A 16,773-nucleotide genomic window follows, 5' to 3' on the forward strand; every position below is an offset into this window, starting at 1 on the left:
TTCCCTTTGGAGATATCTATTACCGTGGAATTGATTACATAGCCGTACCGAAACTACGAAAAGAATACGCACTGAAGATCCCCGCGCTGGCCATACTATGCAATCAGGATTAAGTTTCTGTCTCACTCCGAAGTCACGAAGCCCGCAATAGAAATCAGAGCCGGGTGTGCTCTCGTAAATACTGCGCCAAGAGTTGGCGCCAGTGGACCTTTCATTTTGCTGGCGAAAATTGGCCACTTTCACAAAAATCTAAAGACCACTTAACGGACATAGTGTGCAGCCCAGCACGGAACAAAGCACTGCCTGCAGAGAGCTGGTCCTGGGTGACAATGATCCAATGATCTACTGTTGATCAGCTAACCGACGCTCCAACCGCTGCTGAAAATGATCCCGCTACCGTACTCGACTCAGCAATAAAACCTGTAAGATCATTGTCTGTTACTGGCAGGTATTTGGCACTGTACGGCTACTAGAGCTTATTGTGCAGCTTGGCAGCGACGGTGGGTGGCATACATTGGCATACCGCAGATTTTGGCAAGCCCTTGACTATGGTACTACAGGCAAGGGACAAGGCGCTGAGCTTCCAGCCGGATCTCAAATCGAATCACCGGATTACTTCACCTTCAGTGCAGACCTGACTGCGCCTATCGATGAATGCGACCGTAGCAAGTGCGACGAAAACCGTATCCGTACTCGCCCACCTTTGTATCCTAATTTAGTAAAAGCACTGCCCCAGAGATTTTACCGCTTACTGGATCTAGTGATGCCCAAGTGGGAAGACACGAAATCAAACTGGATGCTATGGCGAATTTGATTCTGGATGATACCCTGCCCCATTCTTTTAGCCGATACTAATTTCAACTTTCGTATGGAACCTACTGCCACCTCAGGGAAAGATCATATGAGTAACACTGCGTGGGTGACCAGCGCCATCTCCGAAGCCGATGCCCTTTGGCAAAATTCGCGTACATCGATCGAAGGCAAGTCATTTAGTGATGTGCAGGACTCTAACGGCCTCCAGTATGTCGACCTGGTGATGGAAGGCGGTGGCATGCTAGGGATTGCCCTGGTGGGCTACACCTACATCCTTGAGAAGGCCGGTATTCGCTTTCGCAAGGTTGCAGGTACTTCTGCAGGTGCCATCAATGCACTATTTTTAGCCGCTGCCGGTACGCCGAGCTCACTTAAGAGTGCAAAGTTACTGGATATTATGGCTATGGCGGACTTTGCCAGCTTTGAAGATGGTGAGCGCTTTGCGCGTAAAACGGTGCAGCGCCTGCTCAAAGGCAAAGGGCTTTTTAGTAGCCTGGCCCTACACCCATTCGACTCCCTGCGTACCTGCAAACAGCTATTGCGAGATAAGGGCCTCAATCCTGGCGACGCTTTTAGCCAATGGTTGCAAGAAGAGTTACGCCAGCTGGGCATTACCAATACCGCACAACTTAAGCAGCGTATCAACCAGTTTCCCACTCTCCATTATCGGGGAGAACCCGATCATCAGGTGGGCGCTGCAGAAGTGGCGCTGGTAGCAGCGGATATTACCACTGAGACACGGGCTGTTTTTCCGGCAAAAGCCCCTCTCTACTTTAGCAACCCGGATGCGATAAATCCTGCCGAATTCGTACGGGCCTCTATGTCTGTGCCGGGCTTTTTCAAACCCTATACAGTGAAGAATATTCCCCAGCTGGATGAATGCAATTCAGTGGCCGAGAACTGGCGCAGTATCAAGGGAATTGGTGATCCCAGGCTGTTCTTTAAAAATGGTTTTCCTAAAGAAATTCAGTTTGTGGATGGTGGCCTGGTATCCAACTTCCCCTTTGATATCTTCCACAAGCCAGTCGGTACCCCCAAACTACCCACTTTTGGCATTAAGTTGGAAGTGGACCACTATCAACCCAAGTCTGACAAGGTGGGGCGCTTTGCCATGGGGCTAATCAATACCTGCCGTAACATGCTCGACAACCATGTGCGGGCCAGCCTAAATGCGGAATACCACACGCTGGTGAAAGAGATCGCTATAGAACCTATGGCCAACGGCGAGCATCCCCACTGGTTGGATTTCGCCATGCCAGGAGAACACTGCGAACACCTGTTCCTGTCCGGCGTAAGGGCGGCGATCGAGTTCCTAAGCAACGGATTTCAATGGGAGGATTATCTTGTTCTGCGCAGGCCGGAAGTTTTCTACTCTGGGGAGCAGTTGGCTTAAGGAAAGAAAGCCGGGTAAAAAGTACCCGGCATAGATTTTTTAAGGGTGATTAGAAGGAACGACGTCGATAACTGCGATAGTTTGCGTGCCAGAAGTTGCGCTTGAGAGACCTCTCTAACTGCTCGTGGCTCACCTTGGGGGCAACTCCATCAAGCTGTGCCTGAGCAGCTACCGCTCTGGCGATATCAATGCTCACCTCACGAATATCATCCAAGTTCGGCAGCAGCGCGCCCTCCCCCTGCTTCACCACTGGTGCCTGCTCCGCCAGGGCGTTGGAAGCTGCCATCAACATGCCATCGGTAACCCGCGTGGCGTTGGCTGCGATCACCCCAAGACCGATACCAGGGAAGATATACACATTGTTGCACTGAGCAACCGGATGGTGGCGCCCATCAATTTCCACGGCAGCAAAAGGACTACCGGTAGCCACCAGAGCCTCTCCCTTAGTCCAGGTATATATTTCCGTAGGAGTCGCCTCCGCGCGGGAGGTGGGGTTTGAAAGCGGCATCACCAGTGGGCGCTCATGGCCAGCTTGTAACGCCTCAATTACTTGTTGGTTAAACAACCCACCTTGCCCGGATACGCCAATAAGAATACTCGGCTTCACCCTACTGATCAGACTTTGCAGGTCTGACTCTGGCGCCCCATCGAAGATATCCGGTGACTGAGCCAGTGCAGCCTGGAAGTCGTGCAGCCCCTTCATATCCGAGGTGACCAATCCATAGCGATCAAACATAAAAATACGCGAGCGCGCATCCGTATCACTAAGCCCCGCCTGTACCATGGCGGACACCACCTGCTCAGCAATTCCGCAACCGGCAGAACCAGCACCCACAATCAAAACCCGCTGGGCTGTTAAGGGTTCCTGCCAGGTTTTACAAGCAGCCAAAATAGTGCCCAGGGTAACAGCGGCGGTACCCTGGATATCATCATTGAAACAGCAGATTTGATCCCTATAGCGCTGCAGTAACGGCATGGCATTCGTTTGAGCAAAATCTTCAAACTGCACCAAAACCTTGGGCCAGCGACGCTTCACAGCCTCGATAAACTGCTCTAAAAACTCATCGTACTCCTTTTGAGAGATACGCTCATGGCGCCAACCCATATACATAGGATCACTGAGCAGAGTGCGGTTATTGGTGCCAACATCCAAAGTGACCGGAAGTGTGTAAGCTGGGCTGATACCACCACAGGCGGTGTATAGAGACAATTTACCAATGGGAATCCCCATACCGCCAATACCCTGGTCGCCGAGACCGAGGATACGCTCACCATCGGTAACGACGATAACCTTGACGTTTTCCTTAGTGGCACTGCGCAAGATATCATCTATGTATTCTCGGTCTGGGTAGGAAACAAACAGACCTCGATGGTTGCGATAAATATTAGAGAATTCCTCACAGGCCGCCCCAACGGTAGGCGTATAGATGATCGGCAGCATTTCATCAATATGATGCTCAATCAGGTAAAAGAACAACGTTTCATTATCGTCCTGTATACCACGCAAAAAGATATGCTTATCCAGGCCAGTCTTACACTGTTGGTACTGGTAATAGGCCCGTCGAGCCTGTTCCTCAATAGTCTCTACATTGGTCGGCAAGAGACCCGCCAGATTAAACTCGAGCCTCTCCTCTAGGGTAAATGCACTGCCTTTGTTTAGCAGTGGCATTTCCAGTAGAGAGGGGCCAGCATGCGGGATATATAAGGGACGCTTTTCGTTGTTGCTCATAAACCTGCTTTTTCAATGCGGTGATAGACGAGACATATTGCGCAAAAAGCTTCCAACCTTACTGAATAATGCAAAGGGAGCCACTAATTTGCACAGACCCGCCAGTCCAAGGGGGCTTAAAGACTATCTAGTGTTATGGACTTTAACAAGGCCTACCCTCTGCACCTTGGGATCAGGATAAGTGCCTTTTAATCATGCTAGCTTGCTTTTTACCGATGCTCTCAGGGCTGAGACTAAACGACTCCAGGAACAACGAGAGTAAGAAAGAAACAACTGCGAAGCCTGTAAGGAGAAGTGTGCTGCCCACCTGTATTTCCCTCCTAGCCCCATAGTTTCATGGGAATTCTCAAGAGGAAGTTAGGGAAATGTGGTTAGAAAACTTGAGGGAGGAAGAGTTGGTACCTGCAAAGACAAAGTATCGAAGAGGTGGGAAATAGGATGTCACCAACCAGCACCTAGTGCACAAGCGAACCGAGACAGCAATAGTAGTACTGTCTATTTTGGCGCTGGGACATGTCCATAGTGACCATGCTGTCTATCTGGGCGTTTTGAAGTTTTGGTAAAGCAGGCGATCATTTTTCAACCATCAGAAAGCCTTTCGGCAAAAGCTCTTTGTAGAAGCAAAGCAAGATAGAGGGGCCCTAAACCTGTAGGCAGTCTTCTTAGGAACCCCCAGGCCACTATTTGATTGAAATGGCAACTCTTATCTCATTTGGGCTCAGGTAATGTTCAAAGTCTGTGGTGTAGGCTCTTTGGTGAGGACAATCCGGTGAAGAAAAGTAATTCCATATCTCACCCCATAAGTCGATAACCGTCTGCGGCATTTCCCCCTGGGCGGAAAACACCAGATACTTACCCGATTGCACATGTATCGGCTTGAAATCTTCGGACATATCTGTCGAAAGCAGATCTGAGCAAGCATAGATATCAAACAACCCACTATGGTCTGACTCATAGTTGGTATAAACCCCATAAATCTGGGGAGCTCCCGTAAACTTGGGAGCTGCCTCGGTACTAAACTTCTCCCACAGGGGGGCTATTTGCGCAGTAGAGGCATCCGCCTCATTCTCATTCTTTGTTCTTGCGCAGAGCCCCACCAGATCAAAGCCGGGAATTTGTTCAACGACCATAACTACCTCATTTTTATCAATTATTGATGTTACTTGTATTCCAAACACAGCTAAGTGCATGGATGAACAACTAAAGGGGTTCACCTTAAAACTAAGGGTAGCTACTTCCCTGTAGTAATTTCCTTGCTTTGAGCCCCAAACCGAAGAAAAATTCCACAACTACCTCTTGCTGAGTTAATCGAGTTTTTCTGGCCTGTAACGGTTGAGAAATTGAACCGCCTCGTCACGCTGTTCCAAAGAGAAGCACTGGATATCTATATTCCTAAATATCTTATCTTCAGCCTTCACAATCTTTTGTAGCCATTGCTTATCCGTCAGAATGGCTGCCGCAGAGATATTAGAAATACCAACATTAACCAAGTATTTCAATTTTTCTAGCACTGCCGAGAACTCAAGCCCCTTAAATGACTCAATTTCCTCATAGATAGTGATCCTCTTATACTTCTCACCAAGCAACTTTGCTTGAGCCAAAGTCTCAGAAACATCACTTTCTGTAATTGAATCAGATACCCTGAAAGCGAGGGCATTAGGAATACCGATATCTATCGCTTTGATCATCTCGTTAATCCCATTTCCAATAATCTACAGTCAGAAATTAATAATATGCTGTGGACAGTACCATCCTATTTATCACATTAAGCTTATTTTAAGCGCAGGATAAAAGTATCAGGAGGAAATACTCTACAACGCTCTACAGGAATCTGCTTTCTTTTTGATTTGCAAGGCAATCTCTTTCGTTAAGATTTGCCCACCTAACGACCAGTTTTCTGCCTCAACCAAGTCTAAAGAAACCCACACATGCTGCCTAAAACTCTCATCTCCGCCGCCTTCGACCTCCACCATAATATCACTGATTTTTTGCAGCAACTCCTTCTTCACACGCTCATCAACTAGCTCCTTAACTGTTGTAATTGTTACATGTGGCATAAAACCCTCCAATTGGTACTAAGTGAAATTTAGAAAATCAATCAAACTTAAAACAACTCTACAGAAGACAAAAAGGCATTAGATAGAACCATCTCTCAATGGGATGCAATAACTGCAGAGCTAAAAGATGCATAGTAGCAATGACTAAAAATTCATTCTTAAACTCAAACTCTCCACAGGTCAGCACTCCATCTACTACAAACCTATCAAATACTGTATATAAATACAATACTGGGTAAACAGCAATTAATTTCAACTCAGGATCTGGGATACCTCGCAATCCAGAGACTACGAGGCCGGCTTAAGGTACACGCAGAGAGTTGAGTCTTCTATTTTACTTGCTCATTACTATGAAAGAGATCTAGGGTCTTTAGAGCAAGGGCAACCAGATCCGCACTGGATTCCAAGTCCACATTCTTTATAACAGTCACTGCCCGCTGGTGTTCAGGACAAAGTATAAGCACACTTGTACTTCCTATACTTAGCCCCGTGTGGTATAGCAAATTAGGGTGTACTTGGAGAATACGCCTTATATCCGCATACTCTTCCGAATTATATCCAGCTAAGAAATCTTGCCCCCCAAGAAACCAACCAATACCAATATTGGTTTCTGTTCCATCTGAAAGTTTAGAGTTAGTAAATAGCTCAGAAATGGATTCCTCCTGCAGAAAACCAGGCTTCAGATGAGAAAGCGCAAATTTCACCACATCTTTTGGCGTGGATAATATTCCACCGCCAGCATACTTATAGCTACTATTCACCTCTGGAGAATTTATAAGCACACCTGTAAAAAAAGAATAAGCGCCCTGTCTACTTGAGATAATTGGTGCCGCATCATCAAAGGTAGTTCTCTTCAATCCTAGAGGTTCAAAAACTTCAGTACTAACTATCTCCTTAAAGGTTTCCCCTTTTGCTGACTCCATTGCCGCACTCAGTAGAGTCCAATTATAAGTAGAATAACTCTGATCCGAACCGGGAATAAAAAGCAAAGGGTCATTTTTAAAAATATTCAAAGCTTCTAAAGTGTTGTTGTATTGCACATTCGAGAGAAACTCATGCGGAATAATGTAGTCACGAATTCCAGCGGTGTGATTGGTTAACTGGCGCAAGCTTATCGCTGGGTGGGTTTCAGGCCAGTCTGGCACCAAAAGTCTTACCTCTGAATCCAAATTTAAAACTCCCTGCTCTACCAGACGCATCAAAGCAGCCGCAGTAATCACCTTAGAAACGCTTCCAATACGGAGTTTTGTTTTTTTGGTCATAGGAACTTTAGACTCAAGATCTGAATACCCAAATCCTTTAGCCCACAGAGTGCCATTAGTATCGCCAACGGCCACGCTAATACCAGGAACAGTATCTGAGGAAACGGCCTGTTCAAACAAAAGTTTTGCTTGCTGTGGAGCACTATCAGCGCCCTTTGATTGTAGGGGCAACCATAGAGCCGCTGAAGCGATCAATATTATAAATTTATACATATCACCAAATTCCATTTGTAAATTTCATATACAGAGACGCCGATAAGGCACCTGAGACACTATACAGGCATATAAAGGAAGTAAGCTAATTTAACTTTTGATCAGGCAGATAAGGTACGATAGAACCGAAAACAAGGGGAAAGATAACTTAAAATAACTTTTTAATTTTAAGAATTGAACACTATTCAAACTTTGGGGAAACGCCTTGTTTTAGATTAAAGGCAAAATCATTAGGTTACCTTTAAAACCCCAGCAACTATAATTGACACCCCTAAACCTGAATGACAATTTGTATCAAACCAGAGCGTTGTTAATTACAACAGCTTGTTGCTACGCATCAAAGTGCATCCAGGAAAAATCATCTATGTGTTTTACCTGACTTAAAGCGATTACTATAGACCTGAGCTTCCTACCCTCCTTCTCTATTTAGAGAGTAATTCATCACCTTTTCATGCCCTGTGACCTAATTTAGCGCCCTAGGAAAATTCAGTTACTACCCGAAGCTCCAGCCTCTAGCTGTTTTTGTACTTTTTCCAAATTGAAAGAGCCGGGAACTTGACTGGGGGGGTATTCCTTCATGGTGCTCAGGAACTTGGCAGCGAGCTGCTGCATAGGAACCAATACAAATGCACGATCAATAAACCAATCATTATAGGTATTAGAGCTATGTTGTGCTTTTTCGAAAGGATCCTGACGTAAATTAAACAGTAAAGGAATACGCAGTTCAGTAAAAGGTTCGCGCCAGACTTCAAAACCTTTACCACGATTCTCCAGGAAAATGGCTTTCCATGGCTCGTAACGCATAGCGACTATTTGACTATCATCATTAACATATATAAATTCCTTTCGTGGTGACAACTTGGCCTTACCAGAAAAGTAATCCAACATGTTATAACCGTCGACATAGTTGCGGTAGCGGCGACCGTTCAATTCCACCCCCTGCTTTAGTTGCTCTTTGATATTAGGGTTTCCGCCGGCGGCAGCCAGTGTTGGCAGCCAGTCTTCATGGGAAACGATGCCCGTCAGGGTAGTGCCAGCTGGGAATTTTCCAGGCCAGCGAACAAAAGCCGGTACCCGATAAGCCCCCTCCCAGTTGGAGTTCTTTTCACTGCGAAAGGGAGTTGTGGCCGCATCAGGCCAGGTATTAAAGTGTGGTCCATTATCGGTGGAATAAAATACAATCGTATTGTCAGCAATTTTCAGACGATCGAGTAAACTCAGTAATTTTCCCACCAGGATGTCATGCTCTACCATGCCATCCATATACTCGTTGCTGTTCGGTCCAGCCAGATTTTTATGCTCCTCTCGCACATGAGTACGAAAATGCATCCGAGTAGCATTCCACCAGACAAAGAAAGGCTTTCCGGCCTGATGAGCACGCTCTATAAAGTCAATAGCTGCAGCTAGAGTTTCATCATCAATTGTCTCCATGCGTTTTTTAGTGAGCGGGCCTGTATCCTCAATGGAGCCACCCGCATAAGACTTGATCACTCCGCGTGGGCCAAATTTTTTGCGGAATTCAGGATTTTTGGGGTAATCGCGATTCTCTGGCTCTTCTTCAGCATTGAGATGGTAGAGATTTCCGAAAAACTCATCAAACCCATGGTTAGTGGGCAGATGTTCATTCCGGTCACCCTGGTGATTCTTACCAAACTGACCAGTAACATAACCGAGGCTTTTCATAACCGTGGCAATTGTCGCATCACTCTCTTGCCAGCCTTCCTTGGCTCCTGGGAGCCCTACTTTGGTCATTCCAGTACGCACTGGCACATTACCTGCCAGGAAAGCGGCCCTTCCGGCCGTACAAGATTGCTGGCCATAGTAATCGGTAAATGACAGCCCCTCAACAGCCAATCGATCAATGTTGGGCGTGGCATAACCCATCATGCCTCGGCTATTAAAACTGATATTCCAAATACCGATATCATCCCCCCAAATCACCAGGATATTGGGCTTTGTAGGCAGGGTGTCCTGTACTTGAAGCTCCGGTGGGGCTTGAGTTTGCCCCTGCTCCTCCAACTGAGGCTGAGGCTGAGGCTGAGGCTGAGGCTGAGGCTGAGGCTGAGGCTGAGGCTGAGGCTGAGGCTGAGGCTGAGGCTGAGGCTGAGGCTGAGCAATAACGTGCCATTGTAAAAAACACAATACAATTGCACCCATGAACAATCGACGGAATACCAGAGTGGATGAAAACATATTGGGTCTCATAAATCATTTAACATCTATAGAGAATGCATATAGCGACAAATAAACCTCTATTGACAACAAAACCCTTTTAAAAATTACTGGTGTCAATAGATGTAAATTCACGCTTTTTTGGAAGGGTAATACAACAAGATTAGACAAACTTGTTTAAAGCGTTCATTAGAGAAGGTTTTGCGGCAATGAATTTAAGGGCATGAAAGATGGATGTTAACCACCATCCTCAACCGGTGTTTCAGATATTTCCTTTTCAGGTGTGGTGACTTTAGACTGAGGAAAAACCACTGCCCAGTCTTTTGCCATATCTACAACCGTCCACCCATAGAGTTTGGCAGCTTTTAAAGCCTTATCCAGGTGCCCTACCTTAGATCCACTATCATAAGACCACTCCCTCTTACTGTCGGTATGGTGAACTAACATGCCAAAACGAGGCCCTTTACCGGAAGTAGACCACTCCAACATCTGCAAATCACCGTCTGAATTTCCAGCAACAAAAATTGGGCGGAACCCAATAACCTGGCTTATGCCAATAGGCTTACCTACACCATCATTCACGAAGTCAAGTTTATCCGTTGTAATGATTTGAGGATGACCATCATCATCTTCATACCGTAATTTAAAACGACTACCAATAACCTGTTCCGGCGGGATACCGTAGAAGCTCATTGAGAGTGCCCTAATAAAATCAACTCCACCACCTGAAGATATATAGGTTTTAAAGCCATTTGCACGCAAGTACTTCAGCAATTCATGCATCGGCTGATAAACCATATTTCGATAAGGCTTTCCCGTAAGGGGATTTTTGGCGGCAGTAAGCCAGGAATTTACAACCTTATTAAATTCCGTATCTGTCATACCTGTTTGAGTCGTACTAATTATTTTTAACCTATCCGCTTTGCCAAGGGTCAATAAGCTGTGAAAATCTTCTTTTAGAATGGAGGCAAAAGGTTGCTCCTTCTGCCACTTCGGGTGCTCAGGTGCCAATCGCTTAATCTCGTCTATCGCAAAAAGTAACTGAACGTAAGCAGGCCTCTCCGCCCACAAAGTGCCATCGTTATCGAATACAGCAATACGTAGCTCTGGAGGAACAAAGTCGGAACTGCCTTCTTGCGTCACTTTCTTCACAAAACTTACGATGGCAGATTTTGTTGACGTATTATTCCATGATGGAAGATCTGCACTCACACCCGTGCTGGAAAAGAAAGTATTTATCAGAAGCAGCAAGCAAAAAACTGTCAATTTTCTTTGAGAGAAATCCATTAGGTTAAGAGACTCAAGTAAACATGGATTGCTTGAAGTGGCACACAATGAACTAATCTTGGCTTGTCAAAGCCAGATCAATCCAACAGTAAAGTCAATAAAACTAAATATATGATAAATATAGCTGGAAAAATTTACATAATTTTCATTGTTCTCGTTCTATTACCACTAGCTGGATGTGGCGGGCATAAGAATGAAAAATCCGAAATGGGTAAAAATGATGAAAACGAATCTATCTTAACCACTACCCATCAGATAAATCATTCGGAGAAAGAGCACGCAACATATACCGGTTCAGCCTCCTGCCAAAACTGCCACCAAAAAGAAAGCACTGCCTGGAAAGACTCCCATCACGCGCAAGCCATGATGCCAGCCAGTGAAGACACTGTCCTCGGCAACTTCGATGGAACCACCTTTGACCACGGCGGAGTAACTACAACCTTTTACAAGCGCAAAGGAAATTTTTTTGTCGAGACCGAAGGAACTGAAGGTGTTCTAGAAAAATTCACCATTTCATACACTTTTGGGGTAACTCCTCTCCAGCAATACTTGATTCAATTTCCCGGCGGGAGGCTACAGGCGCTCAGTATCGCTTGGGATAACCGCCCAGCAGTAGATGGTGGTCAACGATGGTTCCATTTATACCCTAATGAAAAGATCGAACATACAGACTACCTACACTGGAGTGGTATTAATCAAAACTGGAACTTTATGTGTGCGGATTGCCACTCTACTAATCTACAAAAAAATTACGATCTTCAAACCGATACATTTCAAACCAGTTGGTCTGAGATAAATATTGCTTGTGAATCCTGTCATGGGCCCGCCTCCAAGCATCTTGAATGGGCTCAGAATCAACAACAGAGCCTTCAAAATTTTGGCTTTACTCATGAATTACAGAGGATAAATACAAACCAGTGGAAAATGAACCTTGAAACTGGCATAGCGTCAAGCAAATCAACCAAGATCGCCAAAGAAATACAAACTTGTGCACAATGCCATTCCAGGCGCGCGACATTCTCACCTGGCGCAACTGCTGGGAGTCAATTTTTGGATCATTATAACCTCGCCCTACTACAACCACCTCTCTATTATGCGGATGGTCAAATTAACGAAGAGGTCTATGTCTATGGCTCTTTTTTACAAAGTAAAATGTATAGCGCAGGCGTCACCTGTAGCAATTGTCATGAGCCCCATAGTTTACAGTTACGTAGCAGTGGCGACGGGGTTTGTTCCCAGTGCCATCTATCTGAGAAGTTCGCTCAAACCGATCATCATCTTCACCCAATAAACAGCCCCGGATCGCGATGTATCAATTGTCATATGCCAGCAAAGAACTTTATGCAGGTAGATAGCCGCCGCGATCACAGTTTTCGCATCCCCCGTCCAGACCTTTCAGATCAATTAAAAACACCAAATGCCTGTATCAATTGCCATAAGAATCAAAGCAATCAGTGGGCTGCTGAAGTTCTGCGCAAGCGATTTGGCCCAGCAGAGACAAAACACTTTGGCGAGGCTTTATACGCAGGCCTCACAGGAGCATGGGATGCAGAGAAGAAACTAAGTAAATTGATCCTAGACCGAGAACAGCCAGCAATCGCCAGAGCAACCGCTATAACCTTACTGACGGAAAACCTCACCCGCAATTCTGTTCAATTATTGCAATCCATAGCACAAAGCGATGAACCACTACTCAGTCTGGCACTGGCACAGTCATTAGATAGAATACCGGAGCAATTACGACCAGCCCTGGGAATACCTCTACTCTACGAGCGAGAACGCGTCACCCGCTCTTTGGCCGCCAATGCTCTAGCAACCTTACCCCTGGGAAATTATCCTGCTCAGGTTCGCCAGCAATTTTCTCTGGCACTTCAGGAATATATAACCTCAGAATTGTTTAACAGTGATCGACCAGAATCCTTATCCAACTTGGCGGGTCTACATCAACAGAGAGATAACTCTCAGCAAGCAGAAGTATTCTATCATCGAGCTATAAGTAAAGCGCCCTATTACACAGCTGCATACATCAATCTGGCAGACCTTTATCGAATAAAGGGAAAAGAGAAAAGTGCAGAAGAAGTGTTACGAAATGCCCTGGATAAGGCCGAGAGGAAGGCAGTAATACAACACTCCTTAGGACTATCTTTAATACGACAGAAACGCTACTCAGAGGCTATCGATTATCTCAAACTGGCCGCTGAGTCTACACAAACTGATAGCCGCTATATATATGTCTATGCGATCGCACTACACTCCGCTGGCGACTCTACACAAGCCCTGGCAACGCTTGAGAAGGGGGTTGAGCAATTCCCTTCCTCAATAGATATCCTTCGGGCTTTAATCTCCATTAATCGAGAATCCGGCAACCTGGAGAAGGCAAAAAAATATGAAAACTTCCTTGCTGGAAGCAATCAGTAGTCCCAAAAGCCTCTTACTGTTTTAGTTGAAGATAAACAATTAGTAGATTACTAAAAATCGTAATAGAAACTTAAGCGGAGCAAGTGCTCATTCGGAATTAGACCAAACTCACAACTCTCACAGCCACTAAACACCTGGGCCTGAAGTCGAGTGCTGAAATGCTCTGTCCAATTTTGGATTAATTCCACGTTATGATACTGGCTCTGATCATCAAGGTTATATTGAATACTCTGACGATACTGAAACTTGCGTTCAATCCGGGTGTTACCCCACATAAAAAACAAATACTCCCGGCGCAACTGCCCCACCGATAACAGCTCATAGCTATCAATCAGGAAATTAAAGGCAGCTGGCGCCTGAACAGACAGTAAACCTTGCTTGGCAAGATCCACTTGTTCGATAACCTGGTCCCACTCTTCTGACTCATACCCATGTTCGTTGTATAGATATTCTGCCGTAATATCCCAGCCGCCTTTAAGGCTCATCTGAGCACCTAGCACTGCTTTTAGGTAACCGTGTTCCTGTAGACCTCCATAGGAGATATCACTAACCACTGGCAGCTCGCGCTGCTGTTCCCAGGCCCCCTCAAATCGTAGAGTAATATTATCACGTGCCAATGCACTCAAACCCAGGGCCGCATTCAGTTCTCCACCGTCCAACTGGTGTACTACCAACCTGGTATCCAGATCTCCCTCCCTATTCAGAACCAATGCATATTGATACTCGTGGTCAGCAAACGGATGATCCAGTTTCCGATCCAGATTATCTTCCACTTCAGCAATGTAGATACCCGCGTTCCAGTCACCGTAGCGAAGATCCAGATGCGCCATATCCCAACCCTGTTGTTGAGTCAGATCATCTGTATCCAGATTTGGTCGGTCATAGACAGGCTTGAGTAAGTTGGCAGGGGACCAATTGTAACCATTACTCCACTGAGGTTTGATCCTGCCAATATTAATACCCAGTCTCCGGTTAGATGTGTACGAAGATAAGTAGCCCTCCAATAAGTAGGCATTGAACTCTTCTGAAGAGGCGCCACCGTCATCCACCTTATAGTCTTGAATAAAGGCTAGGCGAGTAAAAGTAGAAAAGTGTGGCCCCGATAAAAACTGACTACTGAAATCCAGTGCTAGCAAAGATTCTCTTTCACCAAATTGTAGATTTCCAGGGTTAAAATACTGGTCTTCCCGCACGCTATTCTGCTGCTGATAGGCAATAGCGGAAATATCATAATTCCAATAATAACCACTTCCCCCATTACTGGATGAAAGATCTTGTGATTTAGAACTTTCGGAGAGCTCATTAGAGAAAGGGTCTTTATACTCTTGTGCACTAGCTAAAGCAGCTGAGGCAGAGACACTTAAGATTATGGCCAGTTTATGCTGGGTTAAATTTGGCATCGCCATGGTCTTTCTATATTAATTCAGCTTACCCAATGAAGCCTTCTGGAAAATAGCCTGATCCAATTCCTTGAGATGGTAATCATCGAATTTCATCCAGGTGTAGTTTTCCTGCAACAAGGCATCCACGAGAAGGAGCTTATGTAATTTCAATTCATCGCCAAAGGTTTTATATTCTTTGTAAAAAGCTGTTTTCAGTAGGCGATCTGACCGGGAATAGAATTCACTCTTAAAGGGTGGGTTTCCTTCTGTCTTTTCCATCCACACTTTCACTTTTGCATAAGCCACACCGGAAGCCGTTGAAGTTAACTCCAACAACCAGTAATCCTGCCCTTCGAGGGTTTCTTCTCCAATAATTTCTGCACGATAGTCTCTGGAGAAATTAGTCCCAACAACATCTCCATTACTGGTTTCCCCGATCAGCCGCTGAGACGGTGCAATACGAATAACTCGGCGAGTTCCGGGAATATAGAGCCACATATTGTTACCTTCCTTTAACATGGCCCTCCCCTTTTCACGAGCGGGAGATTCAAAGTGAATCAAAGACTTATCGTTAAACACTTTAACACTGAGCGTATTAGTTCGAGGTTCTTTATCTTTCTCATAGCTGATATTAGTAATATTAAAAACAAATCCTTGATCCTTATACCCCCTAACTTCATCTAATCGATTCACCAGGGATTCAGCCGTTACCTCAGCCACTGCTGGCACGACTAGGGAGAATAAAAACCCAACAAAAAAAATAAAACGGCTTCTTTTCATCTTTTTACCCTACACCTATAAACCTATTGCATTACCGTCAAGTGAATCTCAACGCATTCACTACCGGTATTCTGGAAGCCTTTACTGCTGGATAAACACTAGAAATTAAGGAGACCAAAAAACCCAAGGCAAAGGTTTTGATAAGAATTTCATTAACCACAAATACCCTTATCGGGTAATCCTGAGTACTGCCCGGCGGCCGCGGCATCATCCATTCGGCATAAGTAATGCCCTTTGCCGCAAGAATTCCGATAAGCAATCCTACGATGCTACCGATAATACCTAAAAACACAGACTCTAAAAGAATTAAGCCAACTACCTGCGTAGGTGTCCCGCCCATGGCTCGAATAGTCCCGATCTCTCGGGTGCGCTCCATCACAGCCATCAACATGGTATTGGATATGCTTAGAGCTACAATCACCAGGACAATTACGGTGATAAAACCAAACACTCCATTAAATAGGCCAACAACCTGATGATAATAAGCCGCCAAGTCCCACCAGCTTCTTAATTCCAGCCCTAGATTCTGTTGCTTAAATGCCTTACGCAAGGCGTCTACAGCCAGATCGGTTTGTTCAGTTTCTTCAAGCAATACAACCAGCCGGGTTAGATCCGAGGTATAAAGTAATTCCTGCGCAAGTGGCAAATTGACTCTGAGTAAGCGATCATCCAATTCCTTCACGCCAGTGGTCACCACACCGGCTATCTGAATGTCTACCGCATTTATTGCTCCATCCTGGGTGCTTGCAAGCAATGTTAGGTAGTCCCCTACCTGAGCGTCCAGGGAGTTGAACAACCCCTCTCCCAAATGCGCAGCAGCAACATCCTCAGGAAATAGATCTTCACCTTCTACAATATGGATTGCAGAGGAAAGTAGTACCTCTTTTTCAGCATCGATACCAATACCCGATATTGCAATTGACTGCTTCCCATCACTCAGAAGACCATTAAAATTCAGTCGCGGTGCAACAACCAAAGCCTGGCTCTTCTCTTCAATTAGTTGGGTAATCTGCTCTAAGCTGGCAGAGGGAATCAGGTACTTTTCTGGCTCGGCTTTACCATATTGGTTGTAGCCATCGGCATAAATCTGGATATGCCCTAGCTGCGAGCGAATCATGCTTTCACGCATGCCATCGTACATGGACTGAACAAAACCACCGAACACAATCAAGCTGGTACAGCCAAAAATAACCGCCGCAAGGGTGATTATACTGCGTCGACCGTTTCTAAGAATATTTAACAGCGCTACCTTCCAACCCAGAGTCAT

General features: G+C 45.5%; 13 protein-coding genes. 3 read left to right on the plus strand and 10 right to left on the minus strand.

Translation table 11 applies throughout. The annotated features are described in order from the left end of the window. The first annotated feature begins 514 nt into the window (after window positions 1-514). Entirely contained in the window at window positions 515-814 is a 300-nt protein-coding gene (locus ACJJIV_RS02235) for a hypothetical protein (protein ID WP_444890599.1), read from the plus strand. Window positions 815-901: 87 nt separating this feature from the next. Next, a complete protein-coding gene (locus ACJJIV_RS02240; protein ID WP_444890600.1) occupies window positions 902-2,206 on the plus strand; it encodes a patatin-like phospholipase family protein in 1,305 nt (434 codons plus the stop codon). A gap of 49 nt (window positions 2,207-2,255) precedes the next feature. Here ACJJIV_RS02240 and ACJJIV_RS02245 read toward each other — a convergent pair whose 3' ends face one another. The 7 genes from ACJJIV_RS02245 to ACJJIV_RS02275 all read right to left on the minus strand — a co-directional run bounded on the left by ACJJIV_RS02245 (window position 2,256) and on the right by ACJJIV_RS02275 (window position 10,926). Further along, window positions 2,256-3,935: an NAD-dependent malic enzyme gene (locus tag ACJJIV_RS02245; RefSeq protein ID WP_444890601.1), complete on the minus strand. Its 1,680-nt coding sequence runs from the start codon at window positions 3,933-3,935 to the stop codon at window positions 2,256-2,258. 680 nt (window positions 3,936-4,615) lie between these two features. Next, window positions 4,616-5,065 (minus strand): GyrI-like domain-containing protein, encoded by a 450-nt coding sequence (locus ACJJIV_RS02250; RefSeq protein ID WP_252085556.1) that lies wholly within the window; start codon window positions 5,063-5,065, stop codon window positions 4,616-4,618. A 174-nt stretch (window positions 5,066-5,239) separates the two neighbouring features. Continuing rightward, on the minus strand, window positions 5,240-5,623 hold the full coding sequence (locus tag ACJJIV_RS02255; protein WP_444890602.1) for a SpoIIAA family protein: 384 nt from the start codon (window positions 5,621-5,623) through the stop codon (window positions 5,240-5,242). 123 nt (window positions 5,624-5,746) lie between these two features. Then, window positions 5,747-5,992, minus strand: a complete 246-nt coding sequence (locus tag ACJJIV_RS02260) for a tautomerase family protein (RefSeq protein WP_444890603.1) — start codon at window positions 5,990-5,992, stop codon at window positions 5,747-5,749. A gap of 329 nt (window positions 5,993-6,321) precedes the next feature. Beyond that, window positions 6,322-7,482, minus strand: coding sequence for a serine hydrolase domain-containing protein (locus tag ACJJIV_RS02265; protein WP_444890604.1), 1,161 nt, complete (start codon window positions 7,480-7,482; stop codon window positions 6,322-6,324). A gap of 471 nt (window positions 7,483-7,953) precedes the next feature. Next, window positions 7,954-9,660, minus strand: a complete 1,707-nt coding sequence (locus tag ACJJIV_RS02270) for an arylsulfatase (protein WP_444890605.1) — start codon at window positions 9,658-9,660, stop codon at window positions 7,954-7,956. Window positions 9,661-9,876: 216 nt separating this feature from the next. Then, the gene (locus ACJJIV_RS02275) at window positions 9,877-10,926 is read right to left on the minus strand and encodes an HAD family hydrolase (RefSeq protein WP_444890606.1); all 1,050 of its coding nucleotides are present in this window, start codon (window positions 10,924-10,926) and stop codon (window positions 9,877-9,879) included. Window positions 10,927-11,133: 207 nt separating this feature from the next. Here ACJJIV_RS02275 and ACJJIV_RS02280 point away from each other — a divergent pair, with 207 nt between their 5' ends. After that, on the plus strand, window positions 11,134-13,344 hold the full coding sequence (locus ACJJIV_RS02280) for a multiheme c-type cytochrome (RefSeq protein WP_444890607.1): 2,211 nt from the start codon (window positions 11,134-11,136) through the stop codon (window positions 13,342-13,344). A 50-nt stretch (window positions 13,345-13,394) separates the two neighbouring features. Here ACJJIV_RS02280 and ACJJIV_RS02285 read toward each other — a convergent pair whose 3' ends face one another. The 3 genes from ACJJIV_RS02285 to ACJJIV_RS02295 are packed head-to-tail and all read right to left on the minus strand — an operon-like array spanning window position 13,395 to window position 16,773. Beyond that, window positions 13,395-14,744: a hypothetical protein gene (locus ACJJIV_RS02285; RefSeq protein ID WP_444890608.1), complete on the minus strand. Its 1,350-nt coding sequence runs from the start codon at window positions 14,742-14,744 to the stop codon at window positions 13,395-13,397. Window positions 14,745-14,762: 18 nt separating this feature from the next. After that, window positions 14,763-15,506, minus strand: a complete 744-nt coding sequence (locus ACJJIV_RS02290; RefSeq protein WP_444890609.1) for an outer membrane lipoprotein-sorting protein — start codon at window positions 15,504-15,506, stop codon at window positions 14,763-14,765. A gap of 37 nt (window positions 15,507-15,543) precedes the next feature. Next, window positions 15,544-16,773 carry an ABC transporter permease gene (locus ACJJIV_RS02295; RefSeq protein WP_252085547.1) on the minus strand — a complete coding sequence of 410 codons (1,230 nt, stop codon included), beginning with the start codon at window positions 16,771-16,773 and terminating at the stop codon, window positions 15,544-15,546.

The sequence above is a fragment of the Microbulbifer mixtoriginis (SeqCode) genome (genome assembly GCF_052466765.1).

Bases quoted from the DNA above. Each gene is read 5' to 3' on its own strand.
- ACJJIV_RS02240 (WP_444890600.1), top strand. From the start codon at position 902: ATGAGTAACACTGCGTGGGTGACCAGCGCCATCTCCGAAGCCGATGCC.
- ACJJIV_RS02245 (WP_444890601.1), bottom strand. From the start codon at position 3,935: ATGAGCAACAACGAAAAGCGTCCCTTATATATCCCGCATGCTGGCCCC.
- ACJJIV_RS02250 (WP_252085556.1), bottom strand. From the start codon at position 5,065: ATGGTCGTTGAACAAATTCCCGGCTTTGATCTGGTGGGGCTCTGCGCA.
- ACJJIV_RS02255 (WP_444890602.1), bottom strand. From the start codon at position 5,623: ATGATCAAAGCGATAGATATCGGTATTCCTAATGCCCTCGCTTTCAGG.
- ACJJIV_RS02260 (WP_444890603.1), bottom strand. From the start codon at position 5,992: ATGCCACATGTAACAATTACAACAGTTAAGGAGCTAGTTGATGAGCGT.
- ACJJIV_RS02265 (WP_444890604.1), bottom strand. From the start codon at position 7,482: ATGGAATTTGGTGATATGTATAAATTTATAATATTGATCGCTTCAGCG.
- ACJJIV_RS02270 (WP_444890605.1), bottom strand. From the start codon at position 9,660: ATGTTTTCATCCACTCTGGTATTCCGTCGATTGTTCATGGGTGCAATT.
- ACJJIV_RS02275 (WP_444890606.1), bottom strand. From the start codon at position 10,926: ATGGATTTCTCTCAAAGAAAATTGACAGTTTTTTGCTTGCTGCTTCTG.
- ACJJIV_RS02280 (WP_444890607.1), top strand. From the start codon at position 11,134: ATGGGTAAAAATGATGAAAACGAATCTATCTTAACCACTACCCATCAG.
- ACJJIV_RS02285 (WP_444890608.1), bottom strand. From the start codon at position 14,744: ATGCCAAATTTAACCCAGCATAAACTGGCCATAATCTTAAGTGTCTCT.
- ACJJIV_RS02290 (WP_444890609.1), bottom strand. From the start codon at position 15,506: ATGAAAAGAAGCCGTTTTATTTTTTTTGTTGGGTTTTTATTCTCCCTA.
- ACJJIV_RS02295 (WP_252085547.1), bottom strand. From the start codon at position 16,773: ATGACTCTGGGTTGGAAGGTAGCGCTGTTAAATATTCTTAGAAACGGT.